This is a genomic window from Blastococcus xanthinilyticus (assembly GCF_008124835.1).
In the GTDB taxonomy this organism is placed as follows: domain Bacteria; phylum Actinomycetota; class Actinomycetes; order Mycobacteriales; family Geodermatophilaceae; genus Blastococcus; species Blastococcus xanthinilyticus.
Map to the genome: position 1 here is coordinate 240551 of NZ_VNHW01000003.1, position 18314 is coordinate 258864.

Consider the following 18314-nt stretch of genomic DNA (forward strand, 5'->3'; position numbering starts at 1 on the left):
GGGGGGCAGGTGTCCTGGCGTTGCGGCACGATCGGGTGCATGGCCGAGACCCCCGCACCGCTCGCCGGCGCCCAGGCCGAGGTGGCCGAGCTGCTGTCGGACCTGATCCGGATCGACACCACCAACACCGGCAGCACGGCCACCGGCGCGGGGGAGCGGGCCGCCGCCGAGTGGGTCGCCGGCAAGCTCGACGAGGTCGGCATCGGGTCGCAGATCTTCGAGTCCGAGCGCGGCCGGGCCAGCCTGGTCGCCCGCATCCCGGGCGCCGACCGCAGCCGCCCCGCCCTCCTGGTGCACGGCCACCTCGACGTCGTCCCCGCCGATCCGGCCGAGTGGAGCGTGCACCCGTTCTCCGGCGAGGAGCGCGACGGCTACATCTGGGGCCGGGGCGCGGTGGACATGAAGGACATGGACGCGATGGTCCTGGCGCTGGTGCGCGACTGGGCCCGCACCGGCGTCCAGCCGCCGCGCGACATCGTGCTGGCCTACGTGGCCGACGAGGAGGCCGGCGGCAAGCTGGGCGCGCACTTCCTGGTCGACGAGCACGCCGATCTCTTCGAGGGCTGCACCGAGGCGATCAGCGAGGTCGGCGGCTTCAGCATCACCGTCCGCGACGACCTGCGCCTCTACCTGGTCCAGACCGCGGAGAAGGGGCTGGCCTGGATGCGGCTGACCGCCGCCGGCCGGCCCGGCCACGGCTCCTTCGAGCACGACGACAACGCCGTCACCCGGCTGTGCGAGGCCGTTGCCCGCGTGGGCGCGCACCGCTTCCCGCTCACCCTCACCCCGCCCATGCGGCAGTTCATCGCCGCGATCGAGGACGCCTACGGCGTCGAGATCGACCCGGCCGAGCCCGAGCTCGCCCTGGCGCGGCTGGGCAGCATCAGCCGGATGATCGGCGCGGCGCTGCGCAACACCGCCAACCCCACGATGCTCGACGCCGGCTACAAGGCCAACGTCATCCCCGGCAGCGCCAGCGCCACCGTCGACGGCCGCTTCCTCTACGGCCAGGAGGAGGAGTTCGAACGCCAGCTCGCCGCGCTGATCGGCGAGGGCGTGCAGCGCGAGTGGCTGGTGCACGACCAGGCGGTGGAGACGACGTTCGACGGTGCGCTGGTCGACTCGATGGTCGCCGCGCTCAAGGCCGAGGACGACGGCGCCCGGCCGGTGCCGTTCACGATGAGCGGTGGCACCGACGCCAAGAGCTTCCAGCGCCTGGGCATGCGGTGCTTCGGGTTCTCCCCGCTGCGGCTGCCGCCGGACCTGGACTTCGCCTCGCTGTTCCACGGCATCGACGAGCGGGTGCCGGTCGAGTCGCTGCGCTTCGGCATCCGGGTGCTCGACCGCTTCCTGCGCGCCAGCTGACCGCCGCGTCGCGGTCCGCGGGTGGAAGGCTGTGCAGAGCGCCGGACCCCACGGAGGTGCCCGATGACCCTGCTCAGCGCGGTGCCCGCCCTGCCGGTCCGCGACATCCGGCGGTCGGTCGAGCACCTCGTGGCCCGGTTGGGCTTCACCGCCGGCTACGTCGACGCCGACTACGGCGTCGTCACCCGCGACCGGGTGGAGCTGCACCTGTGGCCGGCCGACTCGCCGGGCGTGGCGGGAGCCGAGCCGCACCTGGCGGGGAGCGGCTCGTGCCGGATCGCGGTCGCCGACGTGGCAGCGCTGCACGACGAGCTGCGTGCGGGTGGGGTGGTGCACCCGAACGGCGGCCTGGACGACGGCCCGTGGGGCCGGGAGTTCACCGCCCTGGACGCCGACGGCAACGCGCTCACCTTCTTCCAGCCGGAGCGCCCGGGGCCGTTCTGAGCCCCGCGGCCACCCTCCGGGACGGGGCACGTGGTGTGATGCGACCGTGACGACTCCCACACCTGCCGCCGGTTCCGTCGCTCTGATCACGGGAGGGACCGGTGGCTTCGGCCGCGCTCTCGCCACCAAGCTGCGGGCCCTCGACGTCACCCCGGTGCTCGCCGACCTCGACAGCGAGCGCAACCGGCAGGTGGCCGCCGACCTCGGCTGCCCGTTCGTCGTCCTCGACGTCACCGACCGCGCCGCCAACGAGGCGGTCGTCGCCCAGGTGGAGGCCGAGCACGGCCGGCTGGACGCCGCCTACCTCAACGCCGGCATCTCGGCGGCCAAGAGCGACGACGCCCTCGACATGGACGAGTTCATGCGGGTCGTCCAGATCGACCTCTTCGGCGTCGTCTACGGAGCCGAGGCGGCCCGCCCGGCGATCAAGCGGGCCGGGGGAGGGGCGATCGTGGTGACGGCGTCGCTGGCCGGCCTGTCGCCGATGGCCGGCGACCCCGGCTACAGCGTGGCCAAGGGTGGCGCCATCGCGTTCGCCCGCTCCATGGCCCCCCGGCTGCAGCGCGAGGGCATCACCATCTCGGCCATCTGCCCGGGCTTCGCCGACACCGCGATCATCGACCGGATCCGCGACCAGTTCACCGCCGCGAACTTCCCGGTGCTCACCGCCGAGGAGGTCGCCGACGCCATGGTCATGGCCTGGACGTCGGCCGAGCCCGGCGCCGCCTACGTCATCCAGCCGGGTGTGGGCACGGTGCCCTACAGGTTCAAGGGCGTCCCGTCGGCGAAGACCGCGAGCGGCGAGACCGCCGTCGTCCCCGAGGCGCTGCGCCCGCCGTCGATGCGCTGAGGCTCAGTCCTGCCGGCAGGCGAAGAGGAACGCCGGCGGGACGTTCCACGGCGTGATCCGCCAGCGCACCGAGGCGAACCGCTTCCGCAGCTCCGGCAGCAGCAGCGGCGAGTACTGGATGACCACGGTGGTGCCGCTGGGGGCGACCGCCCCGGGCAGCACGTCCAGTATCCGCCGCCGCAGGCCGGGCTCCAGCGAGGTGTAGGGCAGCGCGGACACGACGACGTCGGCGCGCGCGTCGCCCAGGTGGGCGCTGAGGTTCTCCGCGGAGTCGCAGACCACCTGCACGCGCGGATCGTCGAAGCGCTCGTCGAGCAGCTTCGCCAGCCGGGGGTCGATCTCCAGCGTGATCAACCGCGCCCCGGGTCGCAGGCGGGCCAGGATCTCCTGGGTCTGCGCCCCGGTGCCCGCCCCCAGCTCGACGACCAGGCCGGCGGCCGGCACGTCGGCCATGTCCAGCATGTCGCGGACCGCCGCGCGCGAGGTGGGCAGCACCGCGCCGACCTGTCGCGGGTGGGCCAGGAACGCGCCCAGGAAGCGCAGCCGGTCGGTCACGTGCTCGATCATCGGTTCCCCTCCCGGGGCCGCCGGGAGGACAGCCACCGCTGCGCACCCTGGCACGCCGACGCCACCCGGGCCAAGCGGCCCCCGTGACGGCGGTCACGGGGTGTCTGGCAAGGTCGGGGCATGCGTGCATGGCGGGTCCACGAACTCGGTGATCCCTCGAAGGTGATGAGCCTCGACGAGGTCGAGCAGCCCACCCCCGGTGAGGGCCAGGTGCTGGTGAAGGTGCGGGCCGCGGCCCTCAACTTCCCCGACGTGCTCATGGCGATGGGCACGTACCAGGAGAAGCCGCCGCTGCCCTACACCCCGGGTGTGGAGCTGTGCGGCGAGATCGTGGGCACCGGGCAGCGGGTCATCGGCTCGCCGGCCGGCGGCCCGGGCGCCTTCGCCGAGTACGCGCTCATGGACGCCGCCGCTGCGTTCCCCGCGCCCGAGGGGCTCTCCGACGAGAAGGCCGCCGCGCTCTACCTGACCTACCAGACCGGCTACGTCGGCCTGCACCGCCGGGCCGGCATCGCCGCGGGCGACTGGGTGCTCGTGCACGCCGGGGCCGGCGGCGTCGGGACGGCGGCGATCCAGCTGGCGAAGGCCGCCGGCGCGAAGGTCATCGCCACCGCGGGCGGCTCCCGCAAGACGCAGGTGTGCACCGACCTCGGTGCCGACCACGTCGTCGACTACACGACCGAGGACTTCGTCCCCATCGTCAAGGAGGTCACCGGCGGGCACGGGGCGGACATCGTCTACGACCCGGTCGGCGGCGACGTCTTCGACAAGAGCACCAAGTGCATCGCCTTCGAGGGGCGGATCGTGGTCGTCGGGTTCACCAGCGGCCGGATCCCCGAGGCCCGGGCGAACCACCTGCTGGTCAAGAACTACAGCGTCGTCGGGCTGCACTGGGGGCTCTACCGCAAGCACGACCCGGCGGTCTTCGGCATGGTCCACGAGCAGCTGACCCGGCTGGTCGCCGACGGGCACGTCGACCCGCTGGTCGGCGCGGTGCACCCGCTCGAGGAGGCCCCGCAGGCGCTGGCCCGGCTGGCCTCCCGCGAGACCGTCGGCAAGGTCGTGCTCGTCCCCTGAGGCCGGGGCCCGGCGGGACCCGGCCTAGCCTGGTCCCGCCATGCCCTCCGACCCGCTCCCCGTGATCGACGACCGGTCGCACCTGCGGGCGGACTGCTCGCGGTGCGCCGGGCTCTGCTGCGTGGCGCCGGCGTTCGCCGCCTCGGCGGACTTCGCAATCGACAAGCCGGCGGGCACGCCCTGCCGGCACCTGGCCGACGACTTCCGCTGCGGCATCCACGACCGGCTGCGCGACGAGGGGTTCCCCGGCTGCACGGTGTTCGACTGCTTCGGCGCCGGGCAGCGGATCACCCAGCAGACCTTCGGCGGCCGCAGCTGGCGGGAGACGCCGGAGCTGGCCCGGGCGCAGTTCGCCGTCCTGCCGGTGATGCGCCAGCTGCACGAGATGCTCTGGTACCTCACCGAGGCGCGGGCGCTGCCCGCGGCCGGTGCGCTGGCCGGCGAGGCCGCGCGGCTGCGGGACGACGTCGAGGCGCTGACCCGCGGCACCGCCGACGAGCTGACCGGCCTCGACGTCGGAGCGCTGCGGGCCGCGGTGGGCGAGCTCCTGGGCCGGGTCAGCGACCGGGTCCGCGGGCGGGGGCGGGACCGGCGCGGGGCAGACCTCATGGGCCGCGACCTGCGCCGGACGGATCTGCGGGACGCCGGGTTGCGCGGCGCCTACCTCATCGGCGCCGACCTCCGGGGCGTCGACCTGGGGGCGGCGGACCTGCTCGGCGCCGATCTGCGCGCCGCCGACGTCCGGGGCGCCGACCTCGGCCGCTGCCTGTTCCTCACCCAGCCGCAGGTGTCGGCGGCCCGGGGGGATGCGGCGACGCGGATCCCGGCGGCGGTGCACCGCCCGGCGCACTGGGGCTAGATGACCGGCTTGGGCAGGTAGGACAGCCGCGCGCGGCGCCGCAGGATCACCTTGCGGGTGCCGTCGGCGTGCAGCTGGAGGCGGGCCAGCTCCCAGCCGCCGACGTCGGACTGGAGGCTCAGCATGGTGGCGGCGGCGGACCGGGAGGTACCCGGCGGGATCCGCATCGGCGCGAACTCGTAGTCCCCAGCGGTGTTCATCCCGAGCGATTGTGCCTGCCGTTCCCGCTCCGGTCACGTCGTCGTCGCCTCCCTCACACCCGCCCGCCCTGCCGGGTCGTCGCCGGGACGGCACGATGGGGACCGACCGAACCGCCTGCACAAAGGGAGGACGACGTGACCCAGCCCGGTTCCACGAGCGACGTGCCCGACGCCGACCGCGCGGAGCAGGAGGCGCTCCTCGACCCGCCCGCCGTGGTCCGCACCGCGGAGGCCACGCCGCCGGCGGAGGACGTGCCCGAGGCCGACGCGCTCGAGCAGCAGCTGTCCGCCCGCCCCGGCGAGGCCGGTGGCCCCCGCGGACCGGTGGGCTACCGGGAGGCCGACGACGCCGACGTGCTGGAGCAGGAGACCGACGTCCCGATCGAGGACGACCAGCCGGGGGAGTGACCCCGGATCGGCAGCGGCTCGCGACGGGGCCCGGCGGTGCATCCGCCGGGCCCCGTCGCCGTTCCCGGGCCTCGTCGTCTCCCGTCCCGCCGCCGGCCGCACGGGTCCGCCGGGTGGGTGAAAGCCGCGGTTCCGGCCTGCCGGCCCGCCGGGGCGGGGGCAGGGTGGGACGACGGACGACGCGACGGGGAGGTGGCCGGCGGTGACGGCGGACGAGCACGGCCGGGCTTCGACCGATGCGGAGGTGCGGGCCGCGGCCGAGCGCTGGGCGCGGGCCGCCGGGGTCCCGCCGTCGGTGGCGTTCGATGCCACCCCGCGGACGTCCACGACCGCCCGGTTCAGCCGCGGGGTGCTCCTGGGCCTGGCCGCCGGGGCCCTGCTCGCCACCCTCGCCGTGCTGGTGCAGGGCGCAGCGACGACCGCGGGCGCCTGGCCGCTGCTGGTGCCGGGCGTCGGCCTGCTGCTCCTGCACCTGGCGCGGCAGCGCCGCCGGACGGCGGGTCCGGCGAGCTGACGGCTCTTCTCACCACCGCCCGGTGTGGTTAGGCTGCCCTAACTACCCGAGGAGGGGTCATGCCGAGCAGCCCGAGCCACCCAGTGCCCCCAGGCCACCCCGTGCCGCCGAACCCTCCTGTGCCGGAGCGCCGCCCCGAGCCGGTCGCCGTCGGCCCGGACGCCGCCGAGCGCGCCCGCACCGTCGCCACCCGCCCGGCGGCGACGGTGTGCGCCCCCGGCATCCAGGGCGGGCGGGTGCTCGCGCACACCGTCACCCGCGACGGCCAGGTGCTGCTCGTCGTGTCCCGCGACGGAGACCTCGCCACCGCGGTGCGCGCCGCGCCCGGCCAGGACCTCTCCACCCTGCTGATGGTGAGCGACCACGCGCCGGTGCCGCTGCGCTGCCCGGTCCGGGCGCAGCTGTGGCTCTCGGGCTGGGCCACCCCCGTCCGGCCGGCCGACCGGCGGACCGCCGTCCTCGCCTTCGCCGAGCAGCGCCCCGACCCGTCGCTGCTCGACGTCGGGCGCACCGCCGAGCTGCTGCGCCTGGACCTGGCGGAGGTGGTGCTGGGCGAGGCCGGCGCGGCCGCCGACGTCGGGCTGCAGGAGTTCCTGGCCGCCCGTCCCGACCCGCTGGCCGGCATCGAGGCCGAGCACCTCACGCACCTGGCCGCCGACCACGCCGACGTGCTCGCCCTCCTGGCCGGCCGCCTCCCGGCCGGCCTGCTCGGCCCCGGCGACGTGCTCCGGCCGCTGGCCCTGGACCGGTTCGGCTTCCGGCTGCGGGTGGAGCGGCGGTTCGGGCACGTCGACGTCCGGGTGCCCTTTCCGCGGCCGCTCACCTGCGCCGGCCAGCTCGGCCCGGCGGTCGCCCGGGTGCTCTGCGCCGCCCGGGCCGCGCGCGGCTGAGTTCAGCCGGGAATCTCGCGCAGCAGCTCGGCGAGCCGGGTGCGGCGCGGCCGGACGTCGACGTCGCGCACCGCCCGGGCCAGCGCCCCGCCGCTCGCGTGCACGATCGACAGGTGCCGCTGGGCGCGGGTCAGGGCGGTGTAGACCAGCGGCCGGGAGAGCATCCCCCCGGCCTCGGGCGGCAGCACGACCACGACGCCGGGCCACTCCGAGCCCTGCGCCCGGTGCACGGTGATCGCCCAGCCGTGCCGGAGGTCGAACAGCGCCTGCCCGGAGACCGTGACCGGCCCCGAGGCGAAGGCGACGTCCATCGACCCGTCGCCGGTCTTGGTGACCACGCCGACCTCGCCGTTGGCGAAGCCGGTCGGCTCCAGGTCCATGTGGTTGGCGGTCGCGACCACGCGGTCGCCGGGGTCGAAGCCGAACACCGCGCCATCGCCGGGGTTCAGCTTCGCCTTGAGCGCCTTGTTCAGCTCGATGGTGCCGGCCGGCCCGCGGTGCACCGGCGTCACCACCTGCACCGCCCCCGGCTCGATGCCCAGCGCCCGGGGGATGGAGTCGGTGACCAGCTGCACCACCCGGCGGGCGGCCTCCGCGCTGCCCGTGGCGGGCACCACCACCACCTCGCGGTCGGGGGAGTCCACCGGCGGCAGCTCCCCGCCGCGCACGCCCGAGGCGAGCCGGGCGATCGCCCCGCCCTCGGCCTGCCGGTAGAGGGTGGTCAGCTCGGTCACCGGGACGGCGCCGGAGTCGATCAGGTCGCCGAGCACGTGCCCGGGGCCGATCGAGGGCAGCTGCGCCGGGTCGCCCACCAGCAGCAGGTGCGTGCCGTCCGGGCAGGCCTCCAGCAGCGCGGCGGTCAGCTCCACGTCCAGCATCGAGGCCTCGTCGACCACGACGACGTCGGCGTCCAGCGGCCACTCCTCGGTGCGGGCGAAGCCACCCGAGGCACCCTGGGCGCCCAGCAGCCGGTGCACCGTCACCGCCGGGTGGTCGGTGAGCTCCTCCAGCCGCTTGGCCGCCCGGCCGGTCGGAGCGGCCAGTGCGACGTCGGCGCCCTTGGCCCGCAGCAGCTTCACCACGGCGGCGACCGTGCGGCTCTTCCCGGTACCCGGCCCACCGGTGAGCAGGCTGACGCCGGCGGTGAGCACCTGGGCGACCGCCTGCTTCTGCGCCTCGTCCAGGCCCTGGGCCACCGACCGCACCGACGCCGGGTCGGCGATCCGCTCGGCGGAGGCCGCCAGCCGGGCGACGCCCTCGGCCACCGCCTCCTCGGCCATGCCGAACCGGGCCAGCGAGAGCGTCCGGAGCGCCGGATCCGGTTCGGGCAGCTCTGCGCCGTCTTCCCCGCCCACCCGGTCCTCGTCGACCTCCGGCTCGGGGGGCTCGTGCTCCAGCACCTCGCCGGAGTCGACGGCGGCCACCACCGCGGCCACCGGGTCGCCGATGCCCTCGGCCCGCAGCGCCGCCACGACCAGGTCGACCGGCAGCACGGTGTGCCCGTCCCGGGTGGCGGTGCGCAGCGTCAGCCCGACGATCGCCCGGCCGCGGCGGGTGTCCTGCCGGTCGGCGCCCTTGAGGACGGCGATGGCCAGCCGGTCGGCGTCGGCAAGGGCCACCGCGGGCAGCCCGAGCAGCGCCCACGGGTCGTCGCGCAGCCGGCGTGCGGCGTCGGGTCCCAGCCCGTCGGCGACCCCGGACGCGAGCTTGGCCGGCAGCCCGGCCGCCACCAGCATCTCGACGACCTCGTAGGTCGGGGCGGCGGCCAGGAAGCTGGAGAACAGCCGCTCGGCCCGCTGCCGGCCGACCCGGGGCAGCTTCACCAGCCGGTCGGCCGTGACGTCGTCCGGGGTGGTGATGCCGGCGGCCGGGAGGTCGGCGGCGGTGCGCTTGCCGAGCCCGGGCCACAGGCCCGCGGTGCAGAACGCGGCGAAGACCAGGTCCGGGCCGGGGGTGGGCGCTTCGGGCGTCACCGGTCCGACCGCCGCTCGGGGTAGGTGAACGGGGGCGCCGAGACGTCCTCGAGCGCGGTGCGGATGGCCGCGGGGAGCCGCACGCCGTCGGCGTCCAGGGAGGCCTGGAGCTGGCCGGCCGTCCGGGCGCCCACCACGGGGGCGACGACGCCGGGCCGGTCGCGCACCCAGGCCAGCGCGACGGCGAGCGGGCTGGTGCCCAGCCCCTCGGCCGCGGTGATCACCGCCTCGACGATCCGGTCGGACTTCGCCGACCGGAGCCCGTCGATGAAGCCCTGCCACTGCGGGGAGGCGCCCCGGGACTCCGACGGCGTGCTGTGCCGGTACTTGCCGGTGAGGATCCCGCGGCCCAGCGGCGACCACGCCAGCAGCCCGAGGCCCAGTGCCTCCACGGCGGGCACGACCTCGCGCTCGACGCCGCGCTGGAGCAGCGAGTACTCGACCTGGGTGCTCACCAGCGGCGTGCGACCCGGCCAGGCCTTCTGCCAGGTGGCGGCCTGCGCGGTCTGCCAGCCGGTGAAGTTGCTAATCCCGATGTAGCGGGCGCGGCCGGAGCTCACGGCCAGGTCGCAGGCGGCCAGCGTCTCCTCCAGCGGCGTGGCGTCGTCCCAGGCGTGCAGCTGCCAGAGGTCGACGTGGTCCAGGCCCAGCCGCTCGAGCGAGGCGTCGAGGGCCGAGATCAGGTGGCCGCGGGACGCGCCGCGGCCCATCGGCCCCGGCCCGGTCCGGCCGACGGCCTTGGTCGCGACCAGCACGTCGGTCCGGGGCACGACGTCGGCCAGCAGGTGCCCCAGCACCCGCTCGCTCTCGCCGTCGCAGTAGACGTCGGCGGTGTCGACCAGGGTGCCGCCGGCGTCGACGAAGGCGGTCAGCTGCATCGCTGCCTCGTCCTCGTCGGTGTCGCGGCCCCAGGTCATCGTCCCCAGCGCGAGCCGGGACACGACCAGTCCGCTGCGCCCCAACGCCCGTTGCTCCACGACCGGCCAACCTACCGGCGCCGGGCGGCCGGCACCCGGGAGCACCGGACGCTCGGGGCGCCGCGACGAGCCCGGCACCGGGAGCACCTAGGGTGGGCACCCGTGCCCGATCGACCCGTCCCGCGCCCGGCCGCCCCCGTCCCCTCCCGGGGGTGCTGAGGTGGGCTGGATCGAAGCCGTCGTCCTCGGGCTGGTGCAGGGGCTCACCGAGTTCCTGCCGATCTCCTCCAGCGCCCACCTGCGCGTGGTGGGGGAGGCCTTCGGCTGGGACGACCCCGGCGCGGCGTTCACCGCCATCACCCAGATCGGCACCGAGGCCGCCGTCCTGCTGTACTTCCGGCACGACATCTGGCGGATCATCACCGCCTGGATCGCCTCCCTGGGCGGACGCCGGAAGGGTGATCCCGACGCCCGCATGGGCTGGCTGATCATCATCGGCACGCTGCCGATCGTCGTCCTCGGCCTGCTGTTCCAGGACTCGATCGAGACGACCTTCCGCGACCTGCGGATCACGGCGACCGCGCTGATCGTCTTCTCCCTGGTGCTCTTCTGGGCCGACCGCGTCGGCGCCAAGCGACGGGAGCTGGACCGGCTCACCGTGGGCCACGGCATCACCTTCGGCTTCGCCCAGGCCATGGCGCTGATCCCCGGCGTCTCGCGCTCCGGCGGCACGATCACCGCCGGCCTCTTCCTGGGCTACACCCGGTCGGCCGCCGCCCGGTACTCGTTCCTGCTGGCCGTACCGGCGGTCCTGGGCGCGGGGTTCTTCCAGGTGTACGAGGTGCTCAGCGGGGACGTCGAGGGCCCGCCGCTGGCCTGGGGGCCGACGATCCTCGCGACGGTGCTCGCGTTCGGCGTCGGCCTGGTGGTCATCGCCTGGTTGCTGCGCTACCTCGACCGCGGCAGCTACGTGCCCTTCGTCGTCTACCGGATCGTGCTCGGCGTGCTCATCCTGGCGCTGGTGTTCGCCGGGGTGCTGGAGCCGGCCGCCGGCGCCTGACCCGGGGCCGGTCAGCCCTGGGCGTGCCGCTCGATCGCGGCGGCCAGCTCGGGCGCGTCCAGCACCGGCATCGTGTGGTGGGTGGCTGTGGGGAGCACCTGCAGGTCAACCGACGGCAAAGCCGACCGCGCGCCGGCCACCAGCCGGCGCGGGTCGTGCGCGCGGCTGCGCCCGGCGACCAGCACCAGGGTCGGGACGGCGAGGCCGGCCAGCCGGTCGCGGGCCGGCCGGCGGGTGCGCACGATCGGCGTCCGCGGGCACTCGGTGGCGCCGCGGACGTAGGTGTCCAGCCACGCCGGCTGCAGCGGGCGCCCGCCGGTCTCCCAGGCGAGGAACCGGCGGACGCGGGCCGGGGTCGGGCGCACCAGGGACGGCGCGGCGCGCAGCAGGTAGCGCGGGCTGAACCCGGTGAAGCAGGCGGTCGGGTCGAGCAGGCTGAGCGACGCCGGCGGCGGCCCGTCGTCGGCCAGGGCGTAGGAGAGCGCCAGGTGCGCGCCGGCCGAGTGGCCGGCGAGGTGCACGGGGCCGTCGGTGGCGGCCGCCAGGAGCTCGCCCAGCCAGGCCACCTGGTCCGCGGTCGAGCGGAACGGCCGGCTGCTGGTGCTCCGCCCGGGATTGCCGGGCTGGTCCGGTGCCAGCACTCGGAACCGGCCGGCGAGCCCCGCGGCGACGCCGGCCCAGGCGGTGGCCGTGGCGCCGTCGCCGTGCAGCAGCACCACCGACGGCGCGCCGGGCGACCCGGCGGCCAGCACGTGCGTGCGGCCCCACGACGTCCCGACGAGGGAGCCGTCGGAACCGGCCGGCCAGCGGGCGGCCGCGGCGGCGTAGCTCTGCTCGAACGTCACGCGGACAGGTAACTAGACAATCTAGCTGTTCGGCAACCTAGGATTCTCCGGTGACCTCCGAGGAGCGGCGTGCGCCGGCGACCGTGCACCGGCTGCGCGCCCTCACCCTGCTGCTGGACACCGCGGGACAGGCCTTCGCGGCGGGCAACGGGCTCGGTGCCAACGACGTGCGCGCGCTGATCTGCCTGCTCGACCGGGAACGGGCGGGCCTGCCGGCCAGCCCCACCTGGCTCGCCGGGCAGCTGGGCATGACCACCGCCTCGGTCACCACACTGCTCGACCGCCTGGAGCGGGCCGGTCACGTCCGCCGCACCCCGCGCAGCGACGACCGCCGGCGGGTCGACGTGGTCGTCCAGGAGTCGGCGAAGGAGCTGGGCTGGGCGTTCTTCGGCCCGCTCGTCGACGCCACGGCGGCGGTGCTGGCCGAGCGGACCCCCGAGCAGCGGGCGGTGATCGACGCCTTCCTCGACGACATGGTGGCCTCGATCGAGGCGCCGGTGGACCGGCCGCGGGACCGGGGGCCGCGGCAGTCACCGCCTACGCTCGCCCGGTGACCACCGTGATCCTCCTCCGGCACGGCCGGACGACGGCGAACACCGGCGGGGTGCTGGCCGGCTGGACGCCCGGTGTCCAGCTCGACGAGACCGGCCAGGCGCAGGTGCGGGCGGTGGGGGAGCGGCTGGCGAAGGTTCCGCTGGCGGCCGTCGTCAGCAGCCCGCTGGAGCGCTGCCGGCAGACCGCGGCGGCCGTCGGGGCCGGCCGCGACCTGGAGCCGCAGACCGACGACCGGCTCGGTGAGGCCCGCTACGGCGACTGGACCGGCCGCGCGATCAAGGAGCTGGCCAAGGAACCGCTGTGGAAGGTGGTCCAGCAGCACCCCTCCGCCGCGGTCTTCCCGGGGCCCGAGGGGGAGGGCCTGGCCCAGACCCAGGCCCGGGCGGTCGCCGCCGTCCGCGAGTGGAACGCCCGGCTCGGCCCCGACGCGGTGTGGCTGGCGTGCAGCCACGGCGACGTCATCAAGGCCATCCTCGCCGACGCCCTGGGCCTGCACCTGGACTCCTTCCAGCGCATCGTCGTCGACCCCGCGTCGATCTCGGTGGTCAGCTACACCGACACCCGGCCGTTCGTGGCCCGCGTCAACGACACCGGGGGCGACGTCTCCGCCCTGATCCCGCCGCCGCGGAAGGGCCGCCGGCGCAAGGCGTCGTCCGACGCGGTGGTGGGCGGGGGAGCCGGCGCGCCCGCCTGAGGCCGCCGGTTCCGTCCCGGGCCTGCGAGGCGTGGGACGGGCCGGGTGCTCGTACCGCGTAACCTGGGCGCGTGCCCCGCCAGGTCCATCTCTTCGATCGCCCCACCCGGTTCGTCGCAGGAACGGTGGGTCAGCCCGGGGACCGCACGTTCTACCTGCAGGCCACCGACGACACCGGCCGCACGGTGAGCGTGGCGCTGGAGAAGAACCAGGTCCAGGTGCTCGCCGACCGGATGGACGACCTGCTCGACGAGGTCGGCAACCGGCCCGACACGGTCATCCCGGCCGACGCCGACGTCGACGACCTGGAGCCGCTCACCGCGCCGGTCGACGAGGAGTTCCGCGTCGCCGCCATGGGGCTGGCGTGGGACGGCACCGCCGAGGCCGTCGTCGTGGAGGCGGTCGCCGCCGGCGAGGAGCCGATCGAGGAGGACGCGATCCTCTCCGACAGCGACGAGGGCCCCGATGCCCTGCGGGTCACCATCACCCCCACGGCCGCACGGGCCTTCATCGCCCGCGCCCGCCGGGTCGTGGCCGCCGGCCGCCCGTCCTGCCCGCTGTGCTCCCTCCCGCTGGACCCGGTCGGCCACGTCTGCCCGCGGCAGAACGGCTACCGCCGCTGAGCGGCGGCTCCTCGATGAGCGAGCAGCCCACCGAGCCCGACCTCCGCCCGCCGGCCGACGACGCCGAGGCCGCCCAGCTGCTCCGCGAGGGCGTGATCGACCTCGAGGGGCGCATGCTCGACGCGTCGAACGTGACGCTCGTCGGCGCCATCCGCACCGGCGACCTCGCCGCCGAGTGCATCTACAAGCCGGTGGCGGGGGAGCGGCCGCTCTGGGACTTCCCCGACGGCACGCTCGCCGGCCGGGAGATCTCCGCGTTCCTCGTCTCCGAGGCCACCGGCTGGCAGGTCGTGCCACCCACCGTGCTGCGGGAGGGCCCGTTCGGTCCCGGCATGGTGCAGCTGTGGATGGACGGTGACCCGGAGGTGGACCTCGCCGCCTTCGTGCGCCGCGACGACCCCGCGCTGCGGCGGATGGCGGTGTTCGACGCCGTGGTCAACAACGCCGACCGGAAGGGCGGCCACATCATCCCGATGCCCGGCGGCCACGTGTACGGCGTCGACCACGGCATCTGCTTCTCCGTCGACCCCAAGCTGCGCACCCTGCTGTGGCGCTGGGCGGGCAAGCAGCTGCCCGCCGAGGCGGTCGAGATGCTGGAGCGGCTCGCCGACGACCTCCGCGCCGACCTCGGCGAGCAGCTGCACGAGCACCTCACCCGGGCAGAGGTGCGCTGCACCCAGCGCCGGGTCGCCGACCTGCTGCGCACCGGCCGGCACCCCGAGCCCAACGGGGAGTGGCCCGCCCTTCCCTGGCCGCCGTTTTAATCTGTCGCCCTCCGGGCTCCGACCGCGGCCAGGTGGGCGCCTGCGCTACTTCTGAGGGCTCGCACCGCGATCGAAGGCGTTCCGCCAGTGCTCCGTGACTCCCCGCTGTCAGTGTGTCGTGGCAGGGTGGCGGTGTGACGCTCCCCACTGGACAGGTCTTCTTCGCGTACCCCGGCTCGCCCCCGCTGCTTGCAGAGACACTGCGCAGTTCCGCTCATAAGGTCGAGGTCCGCTCTCAAGTGACGTGCACGACATGGGAGCAGCTCAAAGTCGACGGCCGAGTCATGATAAACGAGGTTCTCCGTGCCATCGACTCGTCGACCGTGGTGGCTGCTGAGATTGGTTCAATCAACTCCAATGTGCTTTTCGAAGTGGGCTACGCGATGGCCCTGGAGAAGCAGGTGATGCTCCTGATCGACAACACCGATACGCGTGCCATCAGAAACTGGCAGGAGCTGGGAGTCCTCTCGTCGATCGGGTACACCGGATACAGCGGTAGCAGTGAACATCTCTCAAAGGCTTTTGCGGAGCTACGGCCTCATGAGCGCACCGACAAGCTCTGGGAGGACCTGCTAGTGGCGGGCGGCGTGCGCCCCAGGGAGCCGCGTACAATCTTCTATCTTCCCGTCGGTACCAGGGGTGACGCCGGAAAGACGCTAGATCGGACGCTGCTGGCGCGCAAAAATCTGTCGGTAAACACTGCCGACGAGGAGGTCCAAGGGCTCGCTCCGCTGTCGTGGTACGTCGGTCAAATCTATTCGTCCAGTGCTGCAATTGTGCATCTCCGAGCGCCGAGTCGGCAGCGCGCGGCTGTGCACAATGCACGAGCCAGCCTGTTCGCGGGCATGGCTGCTGGGCTCGGGTTGCCAACTCTCCTCGTAGCCGAGGAAGGATTTGAGCCACCACTGGATTATCGCGATCTCCTCTACATCTATCCGACTGCCAAACAGCTGGGAGAGCATGCAACGCGATGGCTGGACGAACTACCAGCTCTGGAAGGGACGCGCGCAGTCGGTCGCAAAAAGCTAACGGCGGAGCTGCCACGGTTTGGTGAGTATGTCGCCGAGAATGAGCAAGATGCATTGGCCGACTACTTCGTGGAAACTGGGCAGTACGAAGCGGTCCTTTCGAGCACCTCATCGGTCTTTGTGGGTCGCAAAGGTACGGGAAAGACGGCCAACATGCTAACGGCTGCGGAAAGCCTAGCGGTCGACAAGCGCAATCTGGTCACTGTCATTAAGCCATCGGGGTACGAGCTTGAGGGTCTCGTCGCCGTGCTGACCCACCTCCCGAAGCGCGAAGTCGCCGACTACCTCCTCGACGGGCTCTGGCGCTACATGCTTCTGACGGAGATTGCCAGCTCGGCGGTCCGCGAGGCGGAGGGGCGTCCAGCGGGTATCGCTACTGGTAGCGATATGGACCGTCTTCGTACTCATATGGAGGAGTTCGCTGGGGGTGCCGACCTCAATTTCGCCCTTCGCTTGGAAAGACTGCTAGATGAGCTGCTGCCTGGTCTGTCTGATTTGCCGGAGGGTGTTGAGGACGCTCAGGCTTGGCTCTCTGGGCGGCTTCACGGTGGAGCGCTTGCCGATCTTCGTGCGGTAATGGGTCGGGCTCTCCGAGATAGGCAGCGGGTTGCACTACTAATTGACAATCTTGACAAGGCGTGGGAGCGGGGCGCAGACAGAGAGCTCCAGAGTCGCATGATTCTTGGGCTTCTGTCTGCCGTCGGGCGGGTAGAGAAGGACTTCCGGCGCGAGGATGCTTGGCGCGCCAAGGTGAACGTGACTCTCGCGGTTTTTCTTCGCGCTGATATTTTCGATGTCGTACGTCAGCACGCCCGGGAGCCTGACAAGATTAAGACCTTGCAGGTTCAGTGGGACGATCAGGAACTGTTGGCCCGTCTCATTGAGGACCGATACGAGGCCCATCGTGGGGGAGGTGCCATAGGCAGCGAGTTGTGGACGGACTTTTTCTGTCCCGAGGTCCGAGGCATGCCTACTCGGGATTATCTGCTCTGGCGTTCACTACCGCGCCCTCGCGATCTGGTCTATCTGTGCAACTCCTGCGTACTTACTGCCACGAACAGGCGTCATAACCGTATTGAAGAAGGGGACGTCGCTCGCGCAGAGGAGGACTACTCGAGATTTGCTCTCGATGCCCTGCGTGTTGAAGGTTCTGCATCCGACGACCTCGATGATGTGCTGCTGGAGTTCGCTGGCGCAGACTCGGCGATGCCTCTTAGTGAGGTCATGGCGCTGCTGGAGGGTGCAGTAAGTAGTATGACCGCCGAAGAAGCCTTCAGTCGCCTGCTTAGAGCCAACTTCCTCGGCATCGAGGTGCGACAGGGGGAGTTCGACTATCCCGTCACTGATCAGGGAGAAAAAAAGGCGCGCGTGCTAGCCGCGCGCCTTGGGGTCAAGCTGCACCGGGAGGCATATGTGGCAATCCATCCAGCTTTCCGGCCCTACCTCGGGGTCTTGGATGCCGAGTCTGAGAGGTCTGATGATCAGAGTTCGTCGTCGGGTTCCGACGTAGTCGTTGAGGGGTGATCAATGGGCCATCGTTCGCGGTTGTCGATCCTGCTGCTCGACCTGCCGCCGGAGCACCATGCCGCCGGCAGCGCCTTCTGGGCCGGCGCCACCGGGCGCACCGCCGAACCCGACGCCGACGACGAGAAGTGGGCATCGCTGGGATCGTTCGCCGACGGGTGGCACGTCGAGGTCCAGCGCACGGGTGAGGGAACGCCGCCGCGCTGGCACGTCGACGTCGAGACCGACGACATCCCCGCCGAGGTCGCCCGCCTGGAGGCCCTGGGGGCCACCCGTCATGCGGACATGGGTTCGTTCTGGCAGCTGCTCGACCCGGCGGGGCTGGTGTTCTGCGTCGTCGGCGTCCAGACCGGCGACGAGTTCGACCGGCACGCGGTGACCTGGCCGTGAGCAGCCGCCCCGGAGCTCAGTCGTTGCTCACCAGCCCGATCATCGCGGCGGCCTGCAGCCCGTCGCCATCGACCGTCAGCACCTCCAGGGGCACCCGGCGCCACGCGGCCAGGAGCAGGTCGCCGGCCGTGCCGGTGAGTGCCGCGATCGGGAACGGCCTGGTCCCGGGGAACAGGGTGCGCACGGCGTCCGCGTCCACGGCGTGGAACACCACCGGGTGGGCGTCGGCGGGCGGGCCGTCGGGCAGCGCCGCGGGGACCATGAGCTCCAGCCACTCGTCCAGCCCGTCCAGCCCGACGCGCGCGGGGATGGGGCGGACGTCGCCGAGCACCTGCTCGACGTCGACGGTGTGCACGGTGGCTTCCTGCACCTGCCTCCGCAGCACGAACGCGACGTCCTTGCGCGGCGCCCACGTCCACACGGGCTCGGCCGGATCGGCGCCGGCGAGCGCTGTCTCCAGGTCGGCGCTCCGCGCGGTGACGTAGCCGAGCAGCTCGTCGTCCGGATGCCTGGTGGGCTCGTCGTACTCCGCCGGGGAGGTGGCGCGGGTGCGCACCACCCAGGCCCAGAAGCGCTGCACCTCGGCCAGGTGCCACACCAGGTCGGCCAGCGTCCAGCCCGGGCAGCCGGGCACGGCGGCGCCCCAGCCGGAGGCGAGAACCGCGGCCGCGGCGGCCTCGGCGAACCGGGCGTCCGCGCGCCGCAGGGCCGGCAGGTACTCGTCGAGGTCCATGGTTCCTCCTGCGGACGGCGGGGGAGCGCACCCC

Annotated in this window: 21 protein-coding genes; 15 read left to right on the forward strand and 6 right to left on the reverse strand. The window is 73.5% G+C overall.

Features of this window, described 5'->3' with window-relative positions; translation table 11 throughout:
• The first annotated feature begins 39 nt into the window (after window positions 1–39).
• The 3 genes from BD833_RS06305 to BD833_RS06315 all read left to right on the forward strand — a co-directional run bounded on the left by BD833_RS06305 (window position 40) and on the right by BD833_RS06315 (window position 2659).
• The gene (locus tag BD833_RS06305) at window positions 40–1365 is read left to right on the forward strand and encodes a M20/M25/M40 family metallo-hydrolase (protein WP_166532267.1); all 1326 of its coding nucleotides are present in this window, start codon (window positions 40–42) and stop codon (window positions 1363–1365) included.
• A 63-nt stretch (window positions 1366–1428) separates the two neighbouring features.
• Window positions 1429–1809, forward strand: a complete 381-nt coding sequence (locus BD833_RS06310) for a VOC family protein (protein WP_166532268.1) — start codon at window positions 1429–1431, stop codon at window positions 1807–1809.
• Window positions 1810–1855: 46 nt separating this feature from the next.
• Window positions 1856–2659: an SDR family oxidoreductase gene (locus tag BD833_RS06315; RefSeq protein ID WP_166532269.1), complete on the forward strand. Its 804-nt coding sequence runs from the start codon at window positions 1856–1858 to the stop codon at window positions 2657–2659.
• Window positions 2660–2662: 3 nt separating this feature from the next.
• On the opposite strand, the gene BD833_RS06320 is transcribed toward BD833_RS06315, so the two are convergent.
• A complete protein-coding gene (locus BD833_RS06320) occupies window positions 2663–3226 on the reverse strand; it encodes a class I SAM-dependent methyltransferase (RefSeq protein WP_166532270.1) in 564 nt (187 codons plus the stop codon).
• Between the two features lie 120 nt (window positions 3227–3346).
• Between BD833_RS06320 and BD833_RS06325 the strand changes: the two genes are divergently transcribed.
• Window positions 3347–4303: an NADPH:quinone oxidoreductase family protein gene (locus BD833_RS06325; RefSeq protein ID WP_166532271.1), complete on the forward strand. Its 957-nt coding sequence runs from the start codon at window positions 3347–3349 to the stop codon at window positions 4301–4303.
• Between the two features lie 40 nt (window positions 4304–4343).
• A complete protein-coding gene (locus tag BD833_RS06330; protein WP_166532272.1) occupies window positions 4344–5162 on the forward strand; it encodes a pentapeptide repeat-containing protein in 819 nt (272 codons plus the stop codon).
• Here BD833_RS06330 and BD833_RS06335 read toward each other — a convergent pair.
• Complete coding sequence (locus BD833_RS06335) at window positions 5159–5362, reverse strand: DUF5703 family protein (protein WP_166532273.1); 204 nt, start codon at window positions 5360–5362, stop codon at window positions 5159–5161. The genes BD833_RS06330 and BD833_RS06335 overlap by 4 nt on opposite strands.
• A 135-nt stretch (window positions 5363–5497) precedes the next feature.
• On the opposite strand from BD833_RS06335, the gene BD833_RS06340 reads away from it, so the two are divergent.
• The 3 genes from BD833_RS06340 to BD833_RS06350 all read left to right on the forward strand — a co-directional run bounded on the left by BD833_RS06340 (window position 5498) and on the right by BD833_RS06350 (window position 7174).
• Complete coding sequence (locus tag BD833_RS06340) at window positions 5498–5770, forward strand: hypothetical protein (RefSeq protein ID WP_166532274.1); 273 nt, start codon at window positions 5498–5500, stop codon at window positions 5768–5770.
• Window positions 5771–5972: 202 nt separating this feature from the next.
• Complete coding sequence (locus BD833_RS06345) at window positions 5973–6284, forward strand: hypothetical protein (protein ID WP_166532275.1); 312 nt, start codon at window positions 5973–5975, stop codon at window positions 6282–6284.
• Window positions 6285–6403: 119 nt separating this feature from the next.
• Window positions 6404–7174 carry a DUF2470 domain-containing protein gene (locus BD833_RS06350; RefSeq protein ID WP_243737481.1) on the forward strand — a complete coding sequence of 257 codons (771 nt, stop codon included), beginning with the start codon at window positions 6404–6406 and terminating at the stop codon, window positions 7172–7174.
• Window positions 7175–7176: 2 nt separating this feature from the next.
• Here the strand turns inward: BD833_RS06350 and BD833_RS06355 are convergent, their stop codons facing one another.
• Both BD833_RS06355 and BD833_RS06360 read right to left on the reverse strand, forming a co-directional pair.
• On the reverse strand, window positions 7177–9147 hold the full coding sequence (locus BD833_RS06355) for an AAA family ATPase (protein WP_166532277.1): 1971 nt from the start codon (window positions 9145–9147) through the stop codon (window positions 7177–7179).
• Complete coding sequence (locus BD833_RS06360) at window positions 9144–10124, reverse strand: aldo/keto reductase (RefSeq protein WP_166532278.1); 981 nt, start codon at window positions 10122–10124, stop codon at window positions 9144–9146. The genes BD833_RS06355 and BD833_RS06360 overlap by 4 nt, the downstream gene beginning before the upstream one ends.
• A 160-nt stretch (window positions 10125–10284) precedes the next feature.
• Between BD833_RS06360 and BD833_RS06365 the strand changes: the two genes are divergently transcribed.
• Complete coding sequence (locus BD833_RS06365) at window positions 10285–11124, forward strand: undecaprenyl-diphosphate phosphatase (RefSeq protein WP_166532279.1); 840 nt, start codon at window positions 10285–10287, stop codon at window positions 11122–11124.
• A gap of 11 nt (window positions 11125–11135) precedes the next feature.
• Here the strand turns inward: BD833_RS06365 and BD833_RS06370 are convergent, their stop codons facing one another.
• Complete coding sequence (locus BD833_RS06370) at window positions 11136–11969, reverse strand: alpha/beta fold hydrolase (protein WP_166532280.1); 834 nt, start codon at window positions 11967–11969, stop codon at window positions 11136–11138.
• 50 nt (window positions 11970–12019) lie between these two features.
• Between BD833_RS06370 and BD833_RS06375 the strand changes: the two genes are divergently transcribed.
• The 6 genes from BD833_RS06375 (at window position 12020) to BD833_RS06400 (ending at window position 17547) form a co-directional block, all read left to right on the forward strand.
• Window positions 12020–12523 carry a MarR family winged helix-turn-helix transcriptional regulator gene (locus BD833_RS06375; RefSeq protein ID WP_166532281.1) on the forward strand — a complete coding sequence of 168 codons (504 nt, stop codon included), beginning with the start codon at window positions 12020–12022 and terminating at the stop codon, window positions 12521–12523.
• Window positions 12520–13218, forward strand: a complete 699-nt coding sequence (locus BD833_RS06380) for a histidine phosphatase family protein (RefSeq protein WP_166532282.1) — start codon at window positions 12520–12522, stop codon at window positions 13216–13218. The genes BD833_RS06375 and BD833_RS06380 overlap by 4 nt, the downstream gene beginning before the upstream one ends.
• A gap of 71 nt (window positions 13219–13289) precedes the next feature.
• Window positions 13290–13841 (forward strand): DUF3090 family protein, encoded by a 552-nt coding sequence (locus tag BD833_RS06385; RefSeq protein WP_166532283.1) that lies wholly within the window; start codon window positions 13290–13292, stop codon window positions 13839–13841.
• 14 nt (window positions 13842–13855) lie between these two features.
• Window positions 13856–14605 carry an SCO1664 family protein gene (locus BD833_RS06390; protein WP_166532284.1) on the forward strand — a complete coding sequence of 250 codons (750 nt, stop codon included), beginning with the start codon at window positions 13856–13858 and terminating at the stop codon, window positions 14603–14605.
• Window positions 14606–14739: 134 nt separating this feature from the next.
• Window positions 14740–17157, forward strand: coding sequence for a P-loop ATPase, Sll1717 family (locus BD833_RS06395; RefSeq protein ID WP_166532285.1), 2418 nt, complete (start codon window positions 14740–14742; stop codon window positions 17155–17157).
• 21 nt (window positions 17158–17178) lie between these two features.
• Window positions 17179–17547, forward strand: coding sequence for a VOC family protein (locus tag BD833_RS06400; protein WP_243737482.1), 369 nt, complete (start codon window positions 17179–17181; stop codon window positions 17545–17547).
• Between the two features lie 16 nt (window positions 17548–17563).
• On the opposite strand, the gene BD833_RS06405 is transcribed toward BD833_RS06400, so the two are convergent.
• A complete protein-coding gene (locus BD833_RS06405; RefSeq protein WP_166532287.1) occupies window positions 17564–18280 on the reverse strand; it encodes a maleylpyruvate isomerase family mycothiol-dependent enzyme in 717 nt (238 codons plus the stop codon).
• Between the last annotated feature and the right edge of the window lie 34 nt (window positions 18281–18314).

Bases quoted from the DNA above. Each gene is read 5' to 3' on its own strand.
- BD833_RS06305 (WP_166532267.1), top strand. From the start codon at position 40: ATGGCCGAGACCCCCGCACCGCTCGCCGGCGCCCAGGCCGAGGTGGCC.
- BD833_RS06310 (WP_166532268.1), top strand. From the start codon at position 1,429: ATGACCCTGCTCAGCGCGGTGCCCGCCCTGCCGGTCCGCGACATCCGG.
- BD833_RS06320 (WP_166532270.1), bottom strand. From the start codon at position 3,226: ATGATCGAGCACGTGACCGACCGGCTGCGCTTCCTGGGCGCGTTCCTG.
- BD833_RS06325 (WP_166532271.1), top strand. From the start codon at position 3,347: ATGCGTGCATGGCGGGTCCACGAACTCGGTGATCCCTCGAAGGTGATG.
- BD833_RS06330 (WP_166532272.1), top strand. From the start codon at position 4,344: ATGCCCTCCGACCCGCTCCCCGTGATCGACGACCGGTCGCACCTGCGG.
- BD833_RS06335 (WP_166532273.1), bottom strand. From the start codon at position 5,362: ATGAACACCGCTGGGGACTACGAGTTCGCGCCGATGCGGATCCCGCCG.
- BD833_RS06390 (WP_166532284.1), top strand. From the start codon at position 13,856: ATGAGCGAGCAGCCCACCGAGCCCGACCTCCGCCCGCCGGCCGACGAC.
- BD833_RS06405 (WP_166532287.1), bottom strand. From the start codon at position 18,280: ATGGACCTCGACGAGTACCTGCCGGCCCTGCGGCGCGCGGACGCCCGG.